Source organism: Cohnella faecalis (genome assembly GCF_003570905.1).
Taxonomy (GTDB): Bacteria; Bacillota; Bacilli; order Paenibacillales; family Paenibacillaceae; genus Cohnella; species Cohnella faecalis.
Window position 1 is genome coordinate 353,836 of the sequence record NZ_QXJM01000039.1, and the last position, 21,497, is coordinate 375,332.

General features: G+C 56.6%; 19 protein-coding genes. All 19 read left to right on the plus strand.

Translation table 11 applies throughout. The features are described from left to right. Window positions 1–9 precede the first annotated feature (9 nt). The 19 genes from atpA to murA all read left to right on the plus strand — a co-directional run bounded on the left by atpA (window position 10) and on the right by murA (window position 21,276). Window positions 10–1,524 carry a F0F1 ATP synthase subunit alpha gene (atpA, locus tag D3H35_RS14620; RefSeq protein WP_119151159.1) on the plus strand — a complete coding sequence of 505 codons (1,515 nt, stop codon included), beginning with the start codon at window positions 10–12 and terminating at the stop codon, window positions 1,522–1,524. 18 nt (window positions 1,525–1,542) lie between these two features. Continuing rightward, window positions 1,543–2,412, plus strand: coding sequence for an ATP synthase F1 subunit gamma (atpG, locus tag D3H35_RS14625; protein ID WP_119150038.1), 870 nt, complete (start codon window positions 1,543–1,545; stop codon window positions 2,410–2,412). A gap of 81 nt (window positions 2,413–2,493) precedes the next feature. Further along, window positions 2,494–3,903, plus strand: coding sequence for a F0F1 ATP synthase subunit beta (atpD, locus tag D3H35_RS14630; protein WP_119150039.1), 1,410 nt, complete (start codon window positions 2,494–2,496; stop codon window positions 3,901–3,903). 24 nt (window positions 3,904–3,927) lie between these two features. Then, on the plus strand, window positions 3,928–4,332 hold the full coding sequence (locus tag D3H35_RS14635) for a F0F1 ATP synthase subunit epsilon (protein ID WP_119150040.1): 405 nt from the start codon (window positions 3,928–3,930) through the stop codon (window positions 4,330–4,332). Window positions 4,333–4,397: 65 nt separating this feature from the next. Beyond that, window positions 4,398–5,453 carry a YpdA family putative bacillithiol disulfide reductase gene (locus D3H35_RS14640; RefSeq protein ID WP_119150041.1) on the plus strand — a complete coding sequence of 352 codons (1,056 nt, stop codon included), beginning with the start codon at window positions 4,398–4,400 and terminating at the stop codon, window positions 5,451–5,453. Window positions 5,454–6,342: 889 nt separating this feature from the next. Continuing rightward, window positions 6,343–6,714 (plus strand): NADH-quinone oxidoreductase subunit A, encoded by a 372-nt coding sequence (locus D3H35_RS14645; RefSeq protein WP_233568043.1) that lies wholly within the window; start codon window positions 6,343–6,345, stop codon window positions 6,712–6,714. Then, window positions 6,699–7,217: a NuoB/complex I 20 kDa subunit family protein gene (locus tag D3H35_RS14650; protein WP_119150042.1), complete on the plus strand. Its 519-nt coding sequence runs from the start codon at window positions 6,699–6,701 to the stop codon at window positions 7,215–7,217. The genes D3H35_RS14645 and D3H35_RS14650 overlap by 16 nt, the downstream gene beginning before the upstream one ends. Continuing rightward, window positions 7,214–7,987, plus strand: coding sequence for an NADH-quinone oxidoreductase subunit C (locus D3H35_RS14655; RefSeq protein WP_119150043.1), 774 nt, complete (start codon window positions 7,214–7,216; stop codon window positions 7,985–7,987). The genes D3H35_RS14650 and D3H35_RS14655 overlap by 4 nt, the downstream gene beginning before the upstream one ends. 7 nt (window positions 7,988–7,994) lie before the next feature. Further along, entirely contained in the window at window positions 7,995–9,095 is a 1,101-nt protein-coding gene (locus D3H35_RS14660) for an NADH-quinone oxidoreductase subunit D (protein ID WP_119150044.1), read from the plus strand. Continuing rightward, entirely contained in the window at window positions 9,095–10,102 is a 1,008-nt protein-coding gene (gene nuoH / locus D3H35_RS14665) for an NADH-quinone oxidoreductase subunit NuoH (protein WP_119150045.1), read from the plus strand. The genes D3H35_RS14660 and nuoH overlap by 1 nt, the downstream gene beginning before the upstream one ends. A 12-nt stretch (window positions 10,103–10,114) precedes the next feature. Then, window positions 10,115–10,564: an NADH-quinone oxidoreductase subunit NuoI gene (nuoI, locus tag D3H35_RS14670; protein ID WP_119150046.1), complete on the plus strand. Its 450-nt coding sequence runs from the start codon at window positions 10,115–10,117 to the stop codon at window positions 10,562–10,564. A 3-nt stretch (window positions 10,565–10,567) separates the two neighbouring features. Continuing rightward, window positions 10,568–11,095: an NADH-quinone oxidoreductase subunit J gene (locus D3H35_RS14675; protein WP_119150047.1), complete on the plus strand. Its 528-nt coding sequence runs from the start codon at window positions 10,568–10,570 to the stop codon at window positions 11,093–11,095. A 2-nt stretch (window positions 11,096–11,097) separates the two neighbouring features. Next, a complete protein-coding gene (gene nuoK / locus D3H35_RS14680) occupies window positions 11,098–11,400 on the plus strand; it encodes an NADH-quinone oxidoreductase subunit NuoK (RefSeq protein WP_119150048.1) in 303 nt (100 codons plus the stop codon). A 3-nt stretch (window positions 11,401–11,403) separates the two neighbouring features. After that, entirely contained in the window at window positions 11,404–13,278 is a 1,875-nt protein-coding gene (gene nuoL, locus D3H35_RS14685; protein ID WP_119150049.1) for an NADH-quinone oxidoreductase subunit L, read from the plus strand. After that, window positions 13,278–14,906, plus strand: coding sequence for a complex I subunit 4 family protein (locus D3H35_RS14690; protein WP_119150050.1), 1,629 nt, complete (start codon window positions 13,278–13,280; stop codon window positions 14,904–14,906). The genes nuoL and D3H35_RS14690 overlap by 1 nt, the downstream gene beginning before the upstream one ends. Before the next feature lie 3 nt (window positions 14,907–14,909). Next, window positions 14,910–16,448, plus strand: coding sequence for an NADH-quinone oxidoreductase subunit N (locus tag D3H35_RS14695; protein WP_119150051.1), 1,539 nt, complete (start codon window positions 14,910–14,912; stop codon window positions 16,446–16,448). 236 nt (window positions 16,449–16,684) lie between these two features. After that, window positions 16,685–19,366: a S8 family serine peptidase gene (locus D3H35_RS14700; protein ID WP_158594119.1), complete on the plus strand. Its 2,682-nt coding sequence runs from the start codon at window positions 16,685–16,687 to the stop codon at window positions 19,364–19,366. Window positions 19,367–19,388: 22 nt separating this feature from the next. Then, window positions 19,389–19,649: a DUF1146 domain-containing protein gene (locus tag D3H35_RS14705; protein WP_233567941.1), complete on the plus strand. Its 261-nt coding sequence runs from the start codon at window positions 19,389–19,391 to the stop codon at window positions 19,647–19,649. Between the two features lie 238 nt (window positions 19,650–19,887). Next, window positions 19,888–21,276, plus strand: a complete 1,389-nt coding sequence (gene murA, locus D3H35_RS14710) for a UDP-N-acetylglucosamine 1-carboxyvinyltransferase (protein ID WP_119150053.1) — start codon at window positions 19,888–19,890, stop codon at window positions 21,274–21,276. Window positions 21,277–21,497 lie beyond the last annotated feature (221 nt).

The window sequence follows — 21,497 nt, forward strand, 5'->3', positions numbered from 1 at the left end:
GTGAACGAGTTGAGTATCCGTCCTGAAGAAATCAGCACGCTTATTAAGCAGCAGATTCAGCAGTATCAATCCGATATCCAAGTCGTTGACGTAGGCACCGTTATCCAGGTCGGAGACGGTACTGCCCGCGTTCACGGGCTTGAAAAATGTATGGCCGGCGAATTGCTCGAATTCTCGAACGGCGTCGTGGGCATGGCCCTCAACCTCGAGGAAGACAACGTCGGTGTCGTCATCATGGGTCCTTACACGGGCATCCGCGAAGGCGATCAAGTTAAACGTACGGGACGCATCATGGAAGTTCCGGTCGGCGATGCCCTTCTGGGCCGCGTCGTCAACGCCCTCGGCCAGCCGGTCGACGGCAACGGACCGATCGCTACGACGGGCTTCCGTCCGATCGAATCCCCGGCTCCGGGCGTTATGGCGCGTAAATCGGTTCACGAACCGATGCAAACCGGCATCAAAGCGATCGACGCGATGATTCCTGTCGGCCGCGGCCAACGGGAGCTTATCATCGGCGACCGTCAAACGGGTAAAACGTCCATCGCGATCGATACGATCGTCAACCAAAAAGGCAACGGCGTTATTTGTATCTACGTTGCCATCGGCCAAAAGCAATCGACCGTTCGCGGCGTTGTCGAAACGCTCCGTAAGCACGGCGCTCTCGAGTACACGATCGTCGTTACGGCGAGCGCATCCGAGCCTGCTCCGTTGCTCTACATCGCGCCGTACACCGGCTGCTCGATGGGCGAGTACTTCATGTACAACGGCAAGCACGTTCTGATCGTCTATGACGATTTGACCAAACAAGCGGCCGCATACCGGGAGCTCTCCTTGCTGCTCCGCCGTCCTCCGGGACGCGAAGCTTACCCGGGCGACGTCTTCTATCTTCACTCCCGTCTGCTTGAGCGCGCTGCGAAACTTAACGATGAGCACGGCGGCGGTTCCATGACCGCTCTTCCGTTCATCGAGACGCAAGCGGGCGACGTTTCGGCGTACATCCCGACGAACGTTATCTCCATTACGGACGGTCAGATCTTCCTGGAAGCCGATCTGTTCTACTCCGGCCAACGTCCGGCAGTTAACGTCGGTATCTCCGTATCTCGTGTAGGCAGCTCCGCGCAAATCAAAGCGATGAAGAAGGTTGCGGGTACGCTCAAAACCGACTTGGCGCAATATCGCGAGCTGGCTGCGTTCGCGCAGTTCGGTTCCGACTTGGATAAAGTAACGAAATCCCGTCTGGATCGCGGCGTTCGTACGTTGGAAATCCTCAAGCAAGGCGTTAACCAGCCGATGTCGGTTGAACGTCAGGTTGTCTCGCTGTACCTCGTGACCAAAGGCCATGCCGATGATATCCCGGTACAAGACATCCGTCGCTTGGAGGCTGAATTCCTGGCGTACGTCGATGCGAACCGTCCGGAAATTTTCGCTTCCATTCGCGACACGAAAGACCTGACCGCTGACAACGACAAGGCGCTTGTCGAAGCGATTCAAGCGTTCAAGAAAAGCTTCGCCGTAACGGCGTAAGCGGGGCGGTGAATAGAATTGGCTAAGGGAATGCGCGAAATAAAGCGTCAGATCAAGAGCAAGCAAAGCATGAAACAGATTACTAAAGCGATGGAGCTGGTAGCAGCCTCCAAGCTGCGCCGCGCGCAAAACGCAGCGTTGGCCGGCAGACCTTATGCCGACAAGCTGAAGGAAGTCGTCTCCAGCATCGCATCCGGAAGCGGCGGCACGAAGCATCCGATGCTTCAAAGCCGTGAAGTGAAACGGACCGGTTATCTGGTTATTACTTCGGACGGCGGCCTCGCCGGAGGTTTGAACTCGAACCTTCTGAGGAAGCTCGTGAACGAAATTCGCGAGAACCACAAGTCCAAGGACGAGTATGCGATTTTCGTCATCGGCCGCAAAGGGCGGGATTTCCTCGCTCGCCGCGATTATCCGATCGTCGAACAAATTACGGGATTGTCGGATGCTCCGACTTTCACGGATATTAAGCCGATTGCGGCAGCCGCGGTTCGCGGATTCGAGAACGGCACGTACGACAAGCTGTACATCGTGTACAACAAGTTCGTCAACGCCATCTCGCAAATCCCGACCATCAAGCAGCTTCTTCCGCTTGACGAGTCTGCCTTGGGCGGCGGCGCCAAAGGCGCTACCGCGGATTACGAGTACGAGCCGTCTGCCGAAGAAGTGCTGAGCGTCCTGCTTCCGAAGTATGCGGAAACGCTTGTCTACAGCGCTATGCTGGAGAACAAAGCGAGCGAATTCGGATCCCGGATGACCGCCATGGGCAACGCGACGAAGAACGCGACGAAAATGATCAACCAGCTTACATTGACTTACAACCGCGCGCGTCAAGCGGCGATTACGCAAGAAATCGCAGAAATCGTCGGCGGCGCGAACGCGTTGTAATTACGGTAGCAGCTCAATAACGCGACGAATGGCACCGGCGCTGTCCGCGTCGGGAGCCGTTTGCGCAGTGGAGGGAAACAAATGAGCAAAGGGCGCATTGTCCAGATTCTGGGACCGGTCGTCGACATCGAGTTCGACAACGGCCACCTGCCGGACATCCTCAATGCAATTAAAATCGAAAGCCAATCCGGAGACCGCCAGATCAAACTGACGGTTGAAGTCGCTCAGCATCTCGGCGACAATCTGGTTCGCGCCGTAGCAATGTCTTCCACGGACGGATTGGTTCGCGGCACGGAAGTCGTCGATACGGGCGCTCCGATTACGGTAGCGGTCGGACCGGCAACGCTCGGTCGCGTATTTAACGTTCTGGGAGATCCGATCGACAACGCCGGTGAAGTGGATCGTTCGATCGTGAACCCGATTCACCGTGAAGCTCCGACTTTCGAAAATCTGTCCACGCAGACTGAAATGCTCGAAACGGGCATCAAAGTCGTCGACTTGCTGGCCCCTTATACCAAGGGCGGTAAAATCGGCCTCTTCGGCGGTGCGGGCGTAGGCAAAACCGTTCTCATGCAAGAGCTCATTCACAACATCGCTTCCGAGCACGGCGGTATTTCCGTATTCGCGGGCGTTGGAGAGCGTACTCGCGAAGGGAACGACCTTTATCACGAAATGAGCGAATCCGGCGTTATCTCGAAGCTGGCAATGGTATTCGGTCAAATGAACGAGCCTCCGGGAGCGCGTATGCGCGTTGCCTTGACGGGTCTGACGATGGCCGAGTATTTCCGCGACGAGGAAGGCCGCGACGTTCTTCTCTTCGTCGACAACATCTTCCGCTTTACCCAAGCGGGCTCGGAAGTATCCGCTCTTCTCGGACGTATGCCTTCCGCAGTAGGTTACCAGCCTACGCTGGCAACGGAGATGGGTCAGCTTCAAGAGCGTATTACCTCGACGAAAAAAGGCTCCGTAACGTCGATCCAAGCGATCTACGTACCTGCCGATGACTATACCGATCCGGCTCCGGCAACGGCGTTCGCTCACTTGGACTCGACGACGAACCTTGACCGGAACATTGCGGCGATGGGGATCTTCCCGGCGGTTGACCCGCTGGCTTCCTCTTCCCGGATTCTGACGCCGGAAATTCTCGGCGACGAGCACTACACCGTAGCGCAAGGCGTCAAAAGATTGCTGCAGCGCTACAAAGAGCTTCTCGACATTATCGCCATCCTCGGTATGGACGAGTTGTCCGAGGAAGACAAACTCGTCGTGCTTCGCGCTCGCCGTATCCAATTGTTCCTCTCGCAGCCTCTCCACGTTGCGGAAGCGTTCAACGGTATTCCGGGCGTTTACGTACCGATCAAAGAGACGGTTCGCAGCTTCAAGGAAATTCTTGACGGTAAGCATGACGAACTTCCAGAACCGGCGTTCCACAACGTTGGAACGATCGAAGACGCTGTCGAAAAAGCGAAGAAACTCGCTGCTGCGGTTTAATCCGCCGGTCAGGAGGACATCGACATGAGTACCAGTACGTTAAGACTCGAAATCGTCACGCCTGAACGCAAGGTGTATGACGGAGACGTGAATATGGTCGTCGTCAAAGGCGTAGCGGGAGAGCTCGGTATTTTGCCGAACCACATTCCGCTCGTCACCCCTTTGAAAATCGCACCTGTGAAAGCCAAGAAAGGCGGAACCGAAGAGTTCATCGCCGTTCATGGCGGCTTCGTGGAAGTGCGCAAGGACAAAGTGGTCATTTTGGCGGAGATCGCCGAATTCGGCAAAGACATCGACGTCGTTCGGGCCCGTCAGGCCAAAGAACGCGCCGAGCAGCGTCTGAACCAAAAAGCTTCGGATACCGACCACCGTCGCGCTGAGCTTGCGCTTTCCCGCGCTCTTAGCCGTCTGGCCGCCGCAGGCGAATAATCCGCAAGAGAGATGAGCCGTCCCTAAGGGGCGGTTCTTTCTATTGCTGCAAGGAGGAGGACGAGATGAGCAGCGTCCAGGAGGAAGACATCGTCATTATCGGGGCGGGCCCATGCGGACTGTCGGCAGCTGCCGAGCTGCAGGATCAAGGCTTCGATCCATTGGTAATCGAGAAAGAAAATGTCGTTAATTCGATTGCCAGCTATCCGACGTATCTTGAATTTTTCAGCACGCCGGAAATGCTTGAAATTGCGAATATTCCTTTTGTGTCTCCGCACGAGAAACCCAATAGGCTTGAGGCGTTAAATTACTATCGCACTGTGGCCGAGCGCAAAAAGCTTCGAATTCGCCGTTATGAAGAAGCGACGGCAATCGTGCCCGAGGGAAAGGGATTCCGGATCGAGTCGACGACGAAGTACGGCGGAGAGCGGCTTGTTACGCACGCGCGCGTCGTTGTTGTGGCGACCGGCTACTTCGATCATCCGAATCGTCTCGGAATACCGGGAGAGCACTTGCCTCATGTGACGCATTTTTTCAAAGAGGCGCATCCTTATGCGGGAACGAAGGTAGTCATCATTGGCGGGAGCAACTCAGCGGTCGATGCGGCATTAGAGCTCATGAGAGTGGGGGCCAGCGTAACTGTCGTCTATCGGGGAGAATCTGTATCGGATAACATTAAGCCATGGGTTAAGCCGATTTTTGAAAGCTTCGTCGCTAAGGGCAGGATCGATCTTCGGCTTCGTTCGCGCGTCGTCGCCATTGAACCCGCTCGGGTGACGGTTCGGACGAACGATGAGGCGGGGAGCGATGGAGCAGCGCGTACGGATTCTGCGGCTAGGGAAAAAGTGGAGGCCGATTTCGTACTCGCATTGACCGGGTTCAGACCGAATCGTGCTTTTCTACGGGCGATCGGGGTGGAGGCTCCGGAAGGCAACGTGCCTCCGACGCATGACGAGGTGACGATGGAGACGAACGTCCCCGGGTTGTATTTGGCCGGAGTCGTAGCGACAGGCAGGGACGCGAACGAGATTTTTATCGAGTCGGGCAGGAATCACGGCAAGAAGATTGCCGCACATTTGGCAAGCTTGCGGGACAGTGCAACCGCGTTTTCTTCGGATTAAGCGGGCACCGACTGTAATTGGATCGGCCTCTATCCTCTTGCGTAAGCGGGGATGGAGGCTTTATTGGTATTGGCCGAAAGAATGTACCGCGTCCCACTGTTGAGCGTCTGCACCACGCCTACTGCCGAAAGAATGGTACCTCGCCCCACTGTTGAGCGTTCGCACCACGCCAACTGCCAAAAGTATGGTACCTCGTCCCACTGTTGAGCGTCCGCACCACGCCAACTGCCAAAAGTATGGTACCTCGTCCCGCTGTTGAGCGTCTGCACCACGCCTACTGCCGAAAGAATGGTACCTCGTCCCACTGTTGAGCGTCTGCACCGCGCCTACTGCCGAAAGAATGGTACCGCATCCCACTGTTGAGCGTCTGCACCACGCCTACTGCCGAAAGAATGGTACCGCGTCCCACTGTTGAGCGTCTGCACCACGCCTACTGCCGAAAGAATGGTACCGCGTCCCACTGTTGAGCGTCTGCACCACGCCTACTGCCGAAAGAATGGTACCTCGCCCCACTGTTGAGCGTCCGCACCACGCCTACTGCTGAAAGTATGGCACCTCGTCCCACTCACTGTTGAGCGTCTGCACCACGCCTACTGCCGAAAGAATGGTACCGCGTCCCACTGTTGAGCGTCTGCACCACGCCAATCGCCGAAAGAATGAATCATTCGCGGGACGATTATGAAATAAGCTGTATCCATAAGGTGGAAATCCGTTCTGCTCAAAAGCGGCGTTAGCGAGCGAACGAGAGAACAAGGCAATGATATCGGCGGTTTTGTTGGATATTGTAAACGCTTTTATCATGGACTTGAATGGGAGCATTTGCTATAATTGTGAAGGAAATTTGACCGGATCGGCGTGCCGGACGGCCTACGATTTAGGAGGCGAAGAGGTGGAGAAATACGTCAATTCGTACGTCATTGTAACCGTCTTCCTGGTCTTGGGAATCCTGTTTCCGATCTTTGTCCTTTCGCTCGGGAAGCTGTTGCGTCCGCACAAGCCGGCGCCGGGCAAGGAGATGACGTATGAGAGCGGGAACGTCCCTGTGGGGGATAGCCAAATCCGCTTCAACGTCCGTTATTACCTGTATGCCTTGATGTTCGTCGTATTCGATGTAGAAACCGTATTCCTCTACCCTTGGGCCGTTGCGTATAAGCAGATGGGCCTATTTGCGTTAGTCGAAATGGTCATTTTCGCGGGGCTGCTGCTGATCGGCCTCTTATACGCCTGGAAAAAGAAGGTGCTGCAATGGAACTCGATCTGACGAACGTGTCTCCGGAAGAGAAGGAAGAATTGGAACGCAACATATTCTTCGGCACCATTGAGCAATTGAAAGGGTGGGCGCGAAGCAATTCTTTGTGGCCATTGACGTTCGGGCTTGCCTGCTGCGCTATCGAGATGATGGCGGGAGGGGCGCCCCACTATGATCTGGATCGATTCGGAGTCATGTTCCGCACATCTCCGAGGCAGGCCGACGTTATGATCGTCTCGGGAACCGTTACGAAGAAGATGGGACCTCTGCTAAAGCGTCTCTACGACCAGATGCCGGAGCCCAAATGGGTTATTGCGATGGGCTCATGCGCGACAGCCGGAGGGCCTTACGTCAGATCCTATTCGGTTATTAAGGGCGTCGATCAAATCGTTCCCGTCGACGTCTATATTCCGGGCTGTCCGCCTAATCCGGCAGCCCTTATTTATGGAATCAACAAGCTGCAGGAAAAAATCCGTTACGAGGCCAAGACCGGAAAGCGGGTGACGAACGGATGAGCGAAGAGGAAAAGCGCGAAGAGGAAGCCGTCCCCGCGCAAGAGCGGCGCAAGGAGACCGAGGAAGAGAAAGCCGCTCGCCGGAAGGCGGCGTTCGAAGCGCGTCAAGCGGCCAAGGCACAGGCGGCCGAAGAGGCGGCTCAAGCGGCGCGCGCTGCTCAGATCGCAGCCGCCTCGATATCCTCCTCCGCAACGGATGGCACCGCGGCTGCTGACGGTTCGAAAGCGGGCGTCGCAGAGGCGGCGACAGGCGAAACGAACGAGGCGGACGCAGCTCCGCCGCCTGTGCCGTCTCCAAGCCAGCCCCGGCTTGACCGCGCCGTTCGCTTGTTCCGGGAGCTGATCGCGGAAGACGCGGTGGAGGAAGCCTACATCAACGAGCCGAACGATCATCTTCCGACTATCGTAGTCAAGAGCAAGGATTGGAAGCTTGCGGCTCCTCTTTTGCGAAACCACGAGGATTTCAAATGCGATTATCTTCGCAATGTTTCGGGAGTCGACTACGAGACCTACATGGAAGTCGTCTATTATCCTCTCAACATGGACAAGAAGGAAACGTGGTGCTTGAAAGTGCGAACCGATAGGGACAACCCGCAAGTACCATCCGCGACTCCGATCTGGGAGACGGCGAATTGGAACGAACGCGAAATATACGACCTTCTCGGAATCGACTTTCCGGGCCATCCCGATCTTAGACGCATCATGATGCCCGACGAATGGGTCGGACATCCGCTCCGCAAAGACTACGTTCCGCTCGACCCGGAGGTGTAAGCGCCAAGTGATTCGTACCGAAGAACTGCTGCTTAACGTAGGTCCCCAGCATCCGAGCACGCACGGCGTGTTCCGAATTGTCGTCAAGCTGGACGGCGAAATCATTACCGAAGCGATGCCGGTCATGGGCTATTTGCATCGGGGAACCGAGAAACTGGCGGAAAACCTGAATTTTACGCAAATCATTCCTTATACCGATCGTATGGACTACGTGTCGGCAATGACGAACAACTACGTGCTCGTTCACGCAGTCGAGAAAATGATGGGGCTGGAAGTGCCCGAGCGCGCGGAGTTTCTCCGACTTATCGTTATGGAGCTGCAGCGGGTGGCGAGCCATCTCGTCTGGTGGGGAACTTACCTGCTCGATATCGGGGCGATGAGTCCTTTCCTGTACGCGTTCAGCGACCGCGAACGGATATTGAACCTGTTCAACGAACTGTGTGGCGCGAGGCTTACATACAACTACATGCGCGTAGGCGGCGTTAAGTGGGATGCTCCGGAAGGCTGGCTGGACCGGGTTCGGACTTTCGTCAAGGACATGTACTTCCGGCTCGACGAATACAACAATCTCGTCAGCGGCAACGAAATTTTCCTCTCCCGGATCAAAGGAATCGGCCGATACAGCGCCGAGACCGCGATAGCGTACGGACTGTCGGGTGCTAATCTGCGCTGTACCGGCGTCGATTGGGACCTCCGCAAAACCGAGCCTTACAGCTTGTACGATCGGTTCGAGTTTAGCGTTCCGGTCGGCAAGAACGGCGACTGCTACGACAGGTATCTTTGCCGCCTGGAGGAGATTACGCAAAGCTTGCGTATTCTGGAGCAAGCGCTTGAGCAGTTTCCGGACGAAGGCGAGACGATGGGCAAAGTTCCCCGCGTTATTCGGCCGCCGGCGGGCGAAATATACGTTCGGATCGAATCGCCTCGCGGGGAAATCGGCTGCCATATCGTTTCCAAAGGAAAGGCGGAGCCGTATCGTCTGAAGTTCCGCCGTCCTTCGTTCGTGAACCTGCAAATATTGCCTAAGCTGCTCGTTGGGGAAAGCATGACGAACATGATCACGATTCTCGGCGGTATCGATATCGTGCTCGGGGAGGTCGACTGCTGATGCAGCATTTCTGGGACGATCCGTTAAGCTGGAAGACGGCCGGTATTTTTGCGGCCGGCGCTGTCGGCGTTCTCGCTTTCGCCATTTTGTTCGTTACTTATGCCATTTACTTCGAGCGCAAGGTTATCGGCTGGATGCAATATCGCGTCGGGCCGAACCGCACAGGTCCTTTCGGCTTGCTGCAATCGGTGGCGGACGTCGCCAAGCTTCTGCTCAAGGAAGATACGATTCCCGCCAAAGCGGACAGAGGACTGTTCATTCTCGCTCCGGTGCTGGCGTTCGTCCCTTCTTTTACGGTGCTTGCCTTCATTCCGTACAACGAGAAGCTGCAATTCGCGGACTTGAACGTCGGATTCCTGTACTACGTCGCCCTGTCCGGCATAACGACGATTGCCATCGTCGTCGGAGGCTGGGCCTCGAACAATAAATATTCTTTGCTCGGCGGCATGCGTTCCGCGGCTCAGATGATCAGCTACGAGGTTCCGCTCGTCATGTCCGTCGTAGGCTGCGTGATGATGGCGGGCAGCTTGAATTTAAGGGATATCGTCGTCTATCAGGGAGACCAGTTCTGGCATTGGAACTTCCTTCCGCAAATTATCGGCTTCGGCATCTTCATCATTGCGGCGATTTCGGAGCTGAACCGGACGCCGTTCGACCTGCCCGAGGCGGAATCGGAGCTGGTGGCGGGCTACCACGTCGAGTACAGCGGCTTCCGCTTCGCGTTCTTCATGCTGACGGAATACGTCTACGTCTACGCGATCGCGTGTCTAACGACGCTGCTGTTCCTCGGAGGCTGGAACGCTCCGCTGCCGCAGCTTGATTTTATTCCCGGAATCATCTGGTTTTTCCTGAAGTTCGCGGTTATCGTGTTCTGCCTGTTCTGGATTAGGGCAACGTTCCCGCGGCTTCGCGTCGACCAGCTGATGGGGCTTGCCTGGAAAGTGCTGCTGCCTCTGGCCATCCTCAATATTTTCTTGACTGCGCTCGGCATCGAATTGATCGGATAGGGGGACCAGGCCATGAAAGGTATGCTCAAAGGACTTGGCGTCACGCTAAAAACAATGGGTGCCAAAAAGGTGACGATGTCGTATCCCGACGTTCCGATCGATATGCCGGACCGGTTTCGCGGGATTCAATATTTCGAGCCTGACAAGTGCATCGTCTGCAATCAATGCGTCCGCATTTGTCCGACCGAATGCATATCGCTAACCGGGAAGCCGAATCCGGACCCGGCCAAGAAGGGAAAAGTCATCGACACCTACGACATCAATTTCGAAATTTGCATCCTATGCGACCTTTGCACGGAAGTGTGTCCGACCGAGGCGATCGTCATGACGAATAATTTCGAGCTTGCCGCATACAGCCGCGACGAGCTGTTCAAGGACAAAGACTGGCTGTACTCCAACGATAAGAAGGTACGGTCGGACAACAATCCGATCGGCGCTCCGCAGAAGGGGGGCGCAAAATAACCCGTGTTTAACTTCAATGTCGATTTTACGGGCGAATTCGTCGCGTTTTTCCTGCTCGCGGTATGCGCCATCGTCGGGGCGGTAATGGCTCTCCAGTTCACGAAGGTTGTGCACACGGCGCTGTCGCTCGCGTTTACGTTCGTGGCGCTCGCCGGGCTGTTCGTGCTGCTGGACGCGGAGTTCGTCGCTTTCGTGCAAGTGCTCTTGTATGTCGGCGCCGTTACGATTCTGATGATTTTCGGCATCATGATGACGAAGCATCAGGACGAAGGTCAAGAGCCGAGCCGGCCTCTGCGGGATACTCTGGCCGCGATCGGCTGCCTTTGCCTGTTCGGCATTTTGTTCTATGCGATTCGCAACGCCGGCTTCCCCGCAGAGGCGCGTCCCGGCGATGAGAACAATACGCTGGAGATCGGCAAGCTGCTATTCTCGCAGTATGCCATTCCGTTCGAGCTCGTGTCGGTGCTGCTCACCGTCGCCTTCATTGGCGCCGTAGCGCTGGCCAAACGGGAGGAGGGCGATGCGCCGTGAGTATGCTGGCCTCGTATTTGACGCTTGCGGCGGTGCTCTTCTGCTTAGGCTTGTACGGCGTGCTGACGAAGAGGAACGCCGTCATCGTGCTGCTATCCATCGAATTAATGCTTAACGCGGTGAATCTGAATCTCGTCGCGTTCTCCAAATACGGAACGACTCCGTCGATTGCCGGCCAAATTTTCTCCTTATTCACGATGACGGTCGCTGCGGCGGAAGCCGCCGTCGGCATCGCGGTGCTGATTGTCTTGTACCGCAGCCGCGTCACCGTGAACGTGGACGAATTCGACGAGTTGAGGAGGTAACCGATGAGCTCCTTCGCACAATACGCTTGGCTCGTCCCCGTGTTTCCGCTTGCTTCGTTCGCCGTGCTGACGGCGCTCGGCCGCGGAGCCCGGATGACGGGAGCATGGATCGGGACGCTCGGCACGCTTCTCTCGCTCGCGCTGTCGCTCTGCATCGTCTCGGAAAGACTGGGCGGGACGGCGGAGGATTACCGTTCCGGCATCGACTGGCTCCGCGTCGGAGGCTTGACCTTGGGAGCAGGCTTCGAGGTCACGAACCTGACGTCGCTCATGCTTGTCGTCGTGTCGCTCGTCAGCTTTCTCGTTAATGTGTATTCGCAAGGATACATGAAGGACGATGAGCGAATCTCGACCTTTTTCGCTTACGTTGCTTTGTTCACGAGCTCCATGCTCGGACTTGTACTGGCTGACAATTTGCTCACTCTCTATGTGTTCTGGGAGCTGGTCGGCGTCTGCTCGTTCCTGCTAGTCGGCTTCTGGTTCCACAAGCCGGAAGCGAAGGCCGCCGCCAAGAAAGCGTTCATCGTGACCCGGATCGGAGACCTGGGTCTGCTGATCGCGGTGCTGCTGCTCTTCTGGTACATGCCGGATCATGCGCTCGACTTCGCATCCATTCATAACGTGTTCGATACGCAGAGCGGGGTTATTTCCACGGGGATTACGACTTTGATCGCCCTGTTGATCTTTCTCGGAGCCGTTGGCAAATCGGGTCAATTCCCGTTGCACGTGTGGCTTCCCGACGCGATGGAAGGCCCAACCCCGATCAGCGCTCTCATTCATGCCGCGACGATGGTCGCCGCAGGCGTCTTTCTCGTGGCGCGGACATTCGATATTTTCGACGCATCGCAGGTCGCGATGAACACCGTCGCCATCGTCGGCGCGTTCACGGCGATCTTCGCCGCGACGATCGGGCTTGTCCAGAACGACATTAAGCGAGTGCTCGCCTATTCGACGGTCAGCCAGCTCGGCTACATGATGCTGGCGCTCGGAGTCGGTTCCGTCACCGGCGCGATGTTCCACCTGTTCACTCACGCCTTTTTCAAAGCGTTGTTGTTCCTGGGAGCGGGAAGCGTCATTCACGGCGTACATACGCAAGATATTCGCGAAATGGGCGGCGTCGGACGCAAAATGAAGGTGACCGCCTGGACGTTCGGCATAGGAGCGCTCGCTCTGTCCGGCATTCCGCCGCTCTCGGGTTTTTGGTCGAAGGACGCTGTTCTGACCGCAGCACTCGACGGGGGGCATCCTCTCCTGTTCGTCGTCGGCGCCGTTGCGGCGTTCTTCACCGCACTGTACATGGCGCGCTTGTTCTTTCTCGTCTTCACCGGCTCGCCGCGAAGCGATTCGGCCTCGCGCGCCCATGAATCTCCGGATGTCATGACGCTGCCGCTGCTCGTCCTCGCCGTACTTGCCATTGCGTCCGGCTTCGTCGAGACGCCGTGGAAGGGCTGGTTCGGGGAATGGTTGACAGGAGCGGCCCCTGACGAGCATACAAACGTTCTCGTCATCGTAGTGTCCGTAGCGGTCGGTCTGCTCGGCTTGTACCTTGGCTGGCTCATCTACGGCAAAGGCTCGGTGAGCCGCGACGTATTCTCTTCCAAGGCGCCGGGAATCGTTGCGCTGATCGAACGAAAATATTATATCGACGAGCTCTATCGCTACTTGTTCGTTAAGCCGCTTCAAGGCTTGGGCAAAGCTCTACACGCCTTCGACGATTATGTCGTCGACGGTGCGGTAAGGTTAGCGGGCTACTCGGTTTCCACGCTCGGACGGCTTAATACGCGTCTGCAGAACGGTCAATTGCAAGCTTACGCGCTTACGGCGCTGATCGGTCTCGTCATCCTGGCGTTGGCCATTGCCGGAAGGAGGTTCTGGTAATGCTGGACAGCTTTCCGGTTCTGTCGTTCATCGTCTTGGCGCCTCTCGTCGGAGCGTTGATTATCCAGTTCATGCCGAAGCAGCGAAGCTCATGGATTCGGGGGACGGCGGTGCTGTTCACTCTGATTCCGCTTGCGCTGACGCTATGGCTGTTCGCGGCGTACGAGCCGGGGACGGGCGGCAGCTCCTATACGGAGCATGCGACATGGCTATCTATACCGCTCAATACGGAACTGCGGCTGCAAGAGCAAGGCGTGCTTTCCTTGAAGCTTCTGTTCGACTATCATCTTGCCGTCGACGGCATCTCGCTTCCGCTGTTATTCTTGACGGCCATCGTCGCGACCATGTCGGCGCTTGCGTCGACTCATATTCGCAAACGCTGGAAAACGTATTATTCGCTGTTTTTGCTGCTCGAAGCGGGCATGTTCGGCGTTTTTCTCGCCCGCGATTTGGTCTTATTCTTCGTCTTCTTCGAGCTGACGCTTATTCCGATGTTTTTCCTGATCGGCATCTGGGGCTATTTCGGACGAGAAAAAGCGGCCAACCGGTTTCTTATTTACAACGGCCTCGGATCCGCGGCGATGCTGCTCGCGTTCCTCATGCTGATCGCCACGCTGGGCTTCGGCTTCACGGAAACGGCGAACGGCGCGCATCTAACTTTCAGCGGCAACTATGACGTGCTGCTTCATAACGCGAGCGATCCGCAAGCTTTGGCGAACGTTACGGTCGAGCAGGGCGGGATTGCCGGCTTTTTCCTGAGCGATCCGATGAAATGGTCGGCTTTGCTCCTGCTCTTGTTCGCATTCGGCGTCAAAATTCCGATTTTTCCATTCCACACGTGGATGCTTCGGGTTCATACGGAGGCGCCGCCTCCGGTCGTCATGATTCATTCGGGCGTTCTGCTGAAGATGGGCGTCTACGGTCTTATCCGGTTCGGGGCGTTCCTGCTGCCCGCGCAGATGGAGTCGATGACGACCGCGCTTGCGGTTCTTGGCGTCGTCAACATTCTGTACGGAGCGATTCTCGCTTGCGTGCAGAAGGAATTCAAGCTCGTCTTGGCTTATTCCAGCATCAGCCACATGGGAATCGTTCTGCTGGGTATCGCCTCGCTTAACGAAATCGGCCTGCAAGGAGCATTGTATCAATCGATTTCGCACGGACTCATTTCGGCGCTTTTGTTTTTGCTGGTGGGATGCTTGTACGAACGAACGGGGACGACGGAGCTGGACCAGCTCGGGGGCTTGGCGCGTTCGGTGCCGTTCCTGTCGGGCATTCTGCTCGTAGGCGGGCTTGCTTCTCTCGGGTTGCCCGGCTTGTCGGGCTTCGTCGGAGAGTTCTTGTCCTTCCTCGGCTTGTTCGGCTCGATGAAATGGCTGACCGCAATCGGAGTACTCGGCATTTTGTTCGCGGCGGTCTACATTCTCAGGAGCATTCTCTCGATAACGTACGGGCCTCTGCCGGAGAAGCTGAAGGGCATTCAAGACGCCAGATTCATCGAGGCGGTGCCGATGGTCGCTCTAGTCGCGCTCATTGTACTGCTAGGCGTGTACCCTTCGATTTTGACCAACTTGATGCAGCACGGGTTTCACGGTTTGGTAGAGCAACTTCAGTCGAGGTCAGGGGGGTAGCGCATGCAGACGTTAACGTGGAGCGACGCGTGGTACTTGACCCCCGAGCTGATCTTGTCGGCGTTTACGATCGTGCTGGCTGTCGTAGACCTGTTTCTGCCGAAGCGGGTTTCCCGCGACGTCGTCGGCTGGCTGGCCTTGGCGGGTCTCGCAATCGCCGCTCTCTTCGTCGTCTGGCTGATGCTGGACTTCAAGAGCGCCGGCGAGGCAGGGAAAGAGGCTTCGTACAGCCAATTGGGAGGAAGCTATCGCATTGACGATTTCGGCAGCTTGCTGAAATTAATATTTATAGGCGCGACAGGCTTTATCGTGCTATCGTCCCTTGGCTCCGTTCGAAGCGAAGACGTTCCGATCAAGGGCGAGCTTTATTATCTTGTGCTGCCTGCTGTATTGGGCGCGATGGTGATGGCTTCCTCGGCCGATCTCATAACGTTGTTCATTGGTCTGGAATTGCTCAGCATCACTTCCTATGTGCTGATCGGAGCGAGAAAAAGGAGCGGAATCGCCAGCGAAGCGGCATTCAAGTATGTCGTGCAAGGCGGAGTCGCTTCGGCGTTCATTCTATACGGGATGTCATTCCTGTACGGCATTGCCGGAGCGACGAATATAAGTGCGATTGGCAAAAATCTATTGGAATCGAGCGCAATCGCCGATTACCAAGCGCTGCTATATGTCAGCTTCTTCCTCTTGATTGCGGGCTTCGCTATGAAGCTTGCGCTTGCTCCGTTTCATGCGTGGGCTTCTGATGTCTACCAAGGGGCGGCGACGCCAGTGACGACCTTTCTCGCGGTAGTGGCGAAGGGCGCCGCATTGGCGATGGTTTACCGGCTGTTCATGAACACCGCGTTGTTCGCCGTCGGGACGGACGGAGCGATGAGAGACGATTTGTTCCTTGCGCTTGCCGTTCTGGCGGCTGCGGCTATGATCGTCGGAACGGCGGGCGCGCTTCGGCAGCGGAACGTCAAGCGGCTGCTTGCGCTGTCTGGCGTAGCTAATGCGGGGATTCTAATTACGCCGCTTGCTATCGAGCTATCGGATTTTCACGCTTCTCTCTTTTCGGAGTTTTTCTACTATTTGCTCGCATACGCCTTTATGAATATCGGAGCGTTCGCCGTCTTGACTGCCGTATCGCGGAACGGCGGCAACGAGACGTTGTCGGGCTTCGCCGGCCTGTACCACCGCGCGCCATGGACGGCTGTGGCCATGACCGTGCTGCTCTGCTCGCTCGCGGGACTTCCGGTAACGGGAGGCTTCGTAGGAAAGCTGCTCATCCTGTTCGCGGCGGTGCAGACTCAAGCTTACTGGCTGGCCGCTATTCTGCTGGCAACGACGGTCGTTTCGTATGCGGTCTACTTCTCGTTCATCCGCCAGATGTATATGAGAAGCGGTTCCGACGACTCCGGGCTGAGAATCCCGGCGCCGGCTTCGATTACGATCTGGATATGCGCGGCGGCGACGCTGGCGCTCGGCTTCCTGCCGATGCCGATATTGGATTGGATTCACTCCGAATTTTCGCTGATTACGGATTTTATCGTACGTTAGAACGAATAACGCAAAAGCCCGTCAAACACACCCTGCTCGCCGATCGCTTTTCCCGGACCTTGCGTCATGAAAAGCCGATCGGCGATTTTTTTGTCGCAGGCTCCGGGCTTACGAACCATATAATCGAAGGGTTGTGAGACCTTAGACCTTATTTTCAGAAAAAAGAAGGGAATCCGTGTCGAAACTCGAAATGTTACTGGAGTGTAAAAGTTAGCGACGGAAAAGGCGTGATGAGAGTGAACAAGCAGCTCGACAACCGCGGTGCCGCGCGGAAGAAGCACGCTCGTTCCGGGAAATTCATCGCGCTCGGATGCGTGTTCGCGCTAATCGCCGGATCGTTGACTTCGGAAATTTCGCTGTATGGGGAATCCGCCGCGACCGCTGGCGACGTTCGCTCGCTCAGCCAGGCGAACGTTCTCGTCGATCCGGGCGATACGGACAAGACGGTCGCAGCCCGCAAGCCTGCATTTTTAGAAACGCTCGGCATTCCCCAAGCTTGGTCGTCGTTCGATGGCAATGTCCGGGCGACCATCGCCATCGTGGACACGGGAGCGGACTTGAGCCACCCCGGAATTCGTCCGTACTTGACGGACGGCGTTAATTTGCTCCAAAAAGGGAAGCCTCCGCAGGACGACAACGGCCACGGCACGGCTGTTGCCGGAGTGATCGCGGCAATCGCGGATGCGGGGAATGCAGGCTCCGGCGACTTGGCCTCCAAGCCGCGCTGGCAAGGCCGAATTATGCCCATCAAGGCGTTGGATCAAAGCGGCGCTGGAGACGAAGCCAAGCTCACCGAAGGCATTCGGTATGCGGTCGAGCATGGGGCGGATATCATCGTGCTGTCTCTGGGGCTAAGACGCGACGCTGCATCGTTGCGGGGAGCGGTAGCTTTGGCGGAAAGCCGGGGAGTGCTGCTCGTGGCGGCCAGCGGCAACGACGCTGCCGAATTCGGCAGCAAGGCGGCCGTTCAATATCCTGCCGCATACCCGACCGTCCTGGCTGTATCGGGCGCAACGGGCGATCAAGCGGAGGCAAGATCCACGCACGGCTCGGAGACGGATATCGCCGCCGTATGGAAGGTGGAGACGCTTGCCATCGGCGGCGGGCGAACGAGCATGGAAGGAACGTCGATGGGCGCTCCTCAGGTTGCGGCTGCGGCGGCTATGCTGTGGGGCGCTCATCCGGATTGGACGCCTCTTCGGGTAAGGGAAGCTCTCCGCCGTTCGGCTGCGGATCTGGAGCCGAAAGGATGGGATCCCTCGACCGGCTACGGAATGGTGCGGGTAGATACGGCTTTGCGGGCGAAGGACGTGCCGGATTGGCGAGAGCCGAACGATACGTTGGCGAAGGCATCCGCTTTTCCGCTAGGCAAGGAAGTGGCTGGCACATGGAGCGGCAGCAAGGATATCGATAGTTTTTTGGTACGCATTCCTTATGACGGGACTCTCGTGCTGGAAGGAAGCGCGGAGGCGGTCGACTGGCAGTCCGGTCTTACTCTTTACTCCGCCGGAGATCAGAAGGTCGTGCGTCCGCTCTCGCCTGCTCATTGGCCTGTTCGTAAAGGGCAGTCCTATTGGCTAAAGGCTGCTGCGCCGCCCTTGCTGAAAGACGGAGGAGTCGCGGCTGCAGCTTACCGATTCGTTTCGACGCTCAAAATCGGAGCGGATTCGATGGAGCCGAACGATAGCGCGTTGTCCGCTTACACGCTTCCGGCCCGCAGTCAGGATTGGAGCGGTACCTTTCACCAGCGACAAGATGAGGATTGGGCAGTCGTTACGCTTCCGAAGGAAGGGACGCTTCGTCTTGCAGTGACGACGGATACGACGAGGATTGATCCTTCCTTGTGGGTACAGCCCGCTGGAGGAACCGCGACAATGGCCGACGAGAACGGCGACGGCGAAGCCGAGGAGCTTATTTTGCGGCAGGCGAGGGCTGGAAAGTACTACATCCGAATCCGCAACGAGTCGTCCGAGAACCCGGAGCCAGTAATCGGGACGTATACGGTCTCGCTGGAATATATTACGAAATATGAAGATCCCAACGAGCGGAACGACGATGCTCTGACCGCCACGCCGCTTGCTACGGGCAAAATTTACAACGGGTTAATAGATACAAGCAAAGACAATGATTGGTTTCGTTTTACAATAGACGGTAAGCGGGAAATGAACATCAGCATGAGCAACATCGAGAGAACGGCTGCCGTCTCCATCGCATTGAAGAACCAAAAATTGCAAACGATACACACATGGAAAAACGCGGCGGGAAAGCAGGAGCTGTCCGGATTGACGGTTCTTGAACCCGGGACGTATTACTTATCGATAACGGCGAATAGTCCGATGTCCAACGGTTTGTACGCTTTGAAGCTTACCGAGCGGTCCGCGGAAGAGCCGTTATGGGACATAGCCGGCCACTGGGCGGAAAAACCCATTCGAGCTATCGTGAAGCAAGGCTGGGCAGCGGGATTCGCCGATGGACGCTTTAGACCGGACAGAGAGCTGACTCGCGCGGAAGCGGTTGCCTTTGTCGTTCGGTCCGTTGATGAGAGGGAAACCTTGGGATTGCCGGCGAAAACCCGGTTTCAGGACCTATCTTCGAAGCACTGGGCATACGGATCTATCTCGAAAGCGGAGAAGGCCGGCTGGCTAGCCATGTACGGCTCGTCTTCGATGTTCCAGCCCGATCGCCCGATGACGAGAGGAGAGATCGCCATCTTGCTGGCCGCCGCCGGTTCCGTCGAGACGGGGAGGCCGACAGGGCAGCGTTTCCGGGATGTGCCTGCAAGCCATCCGGCCGCTGCCGCTATCGAAGCGCTTGAACGAAAAGGGTGGCTGGCCGGTTATCGGGATGGCAGGTTTCAGCCAGACGAGCCGCTAACGCGTGCGGAATGCGCAGTAATTCTCGCTCACTTGATTCATTGATAAGTAAGGAGGGGAAATAACGTTGGGCAGCGATTCGGGATTATATACCACAATGGGGCTCAATGGACTATTTGCCATTTTCGTTACTTTGGGCTGTATTGCTCTTGCCTGGATACTGCTTCAAGAAGTGAAATGGGATGCGTTTGTCCGCAACCCGCGCAGCCCTCGCGCCCGGATGATTCAGGTCGTGCTTGCCGTTATCGTCGGACATCTTATGTCCCGCTTTTTTCTCGATTATTGGGAATGGGCTGGCGCAATGAAATGGTTGTTCCAATCCGGATAAGGCCCGCATAAGGTTAGGGTCGAATGAAGACAATGGGTAATACGGAGCAGTAGGATCGACATGCAAGGGTTGAAAGTCGCTAATGGAAAAACCTCAATTCGAGGGAAAAATCCGGAATAACTTGGCGCTTGTGCCGGTCAAGGTTACGATGGTATGATGTAATTTGGATTTTTCGGGGGTAGGCTGAATTAGTTGGCTGCTCCGGAATGATTATCTACACGCGCGGAGGGAACCACCCATGAGCAAAATCATCGTCCGCGGCGGCCGTCCCCTATCGGGAGCTGTCCGTGTGCACGGAGCCAAAAATTCCGTCCTTCCGATTCTGGCGGCCGCATTGCTTGCGGAAGAAGGAGCCTGCGTCATTCATGACGTGCCCGCCCTAGACGATGTGACGAATATTCTGCAAGTGCTCGCGGCTTTGGGGGTTCACTCGCAGCAAAGCGACGACTGTGTCAGATTGAACGCGGATTCGCTCGTTTCGTATGACGCTCCTTATGAATTAGTGAGAAAAATGCGGGCTTCGTTTTTGGTTATGGGACCGCTGTTGGCGCGTCTTGGCAAAGTGAGAATATCGCTGCCGGGCGGCTGCGCCATCGGTACTCGCCCCATTGACCAGCATCTCAAAGGGTTCGAAGCGATGGGAGCCGAAATCGGCTTCGGTCAAGGATCGATTGAAGCCAGCGTGAGCGGCAAGCTCCGCGGGGCAAAAATTTACCTCGACGTCGCAAGCGTCGGCGCCACCGAGAATATTATGATGGCGGCATCGACGGCAGACGGAACGACAGTAATCGAAAATGCGGCCAAAGAACCGGAAATCGTCGACCTGGCCAATTTCCTTAATGCGATGGGAGCCAAAGTCCGCGGAGCGGGCACCGGAGTCATCCGTATCGAAGGAGTCGAGCGGCTGAAGGGCGTGGTTCACCATGTCATTCCCGACCGGGTCGAAGCCGGAACCTATATGATTGCAGCCGCCATTACCGGCGGTGACGTGTATGTCGAAGGAGCGATTCGGGACCATCTCGGTCCGGTCGTGGCAAAGCTGGAGGAAATGGGCGCCGTCGTCGATTGCGACGAGAACGGAATTCGTGTTCGCACGGAAAAGCCTTTGCGCGCGGTAGACGTCAAGACGCTTCCATATCCGGGTTTTCCGACCGACATGCAAGCTCAGATGATGGCTCTTCTGCTTCGATCCGAAGGAACGAGCATCGTGACGGAGACGGTGTTCGAGAACCGGTTCATGCACGTCGACGAAATGATCAAGATGGGCGCGGAGATCAAAGTGGACGGCCGCACAGCGATTATTACCGGAGGTTTGAATTTGTCCGGAGCTGCGGTGTGCGCTACCGATCTGCGTGCCGGAGCCGCGCTTATTTGCGCAGGCTTGGTCGCTGACGGAGTAACGGAAGTAAGCGGCGTTCATCATATCGATCGCGGCTACATGGACATTGTAGGCAAGCTTCGCGCTCTAGGAGCCGACATTCTTCGCGCTCCGTCGCCGGAAGAGCTGCTTGAGGAAGCGGAGCAGCGTTCGCTTCAGCCTGCCGTCCTGCTTGCTGGCATTGCGCAACCCGAGCGTGAAGAAGCTGCGGCCGTTCGTCTGTTGAACGTTCAGCCGACATTGGCGTAGCGATCGATTTGGCGGACATTCATTAGGCTGGATTCATTGGTGATCGGATGCAGCAAGCTGGTGAAGCGATCGGAGTAAGCAACATTGAAGTAATGATCAGGTCGGATTGAGATCGGATCGGATCGGATCGGATTAAGCAACAGGTGGCAAGGGCATGAAGCGGCTTAGCCGTGGCGCGTTTTCCGTACTTATTCCATAAGCTGTTCGTCAAAGACGCCCTT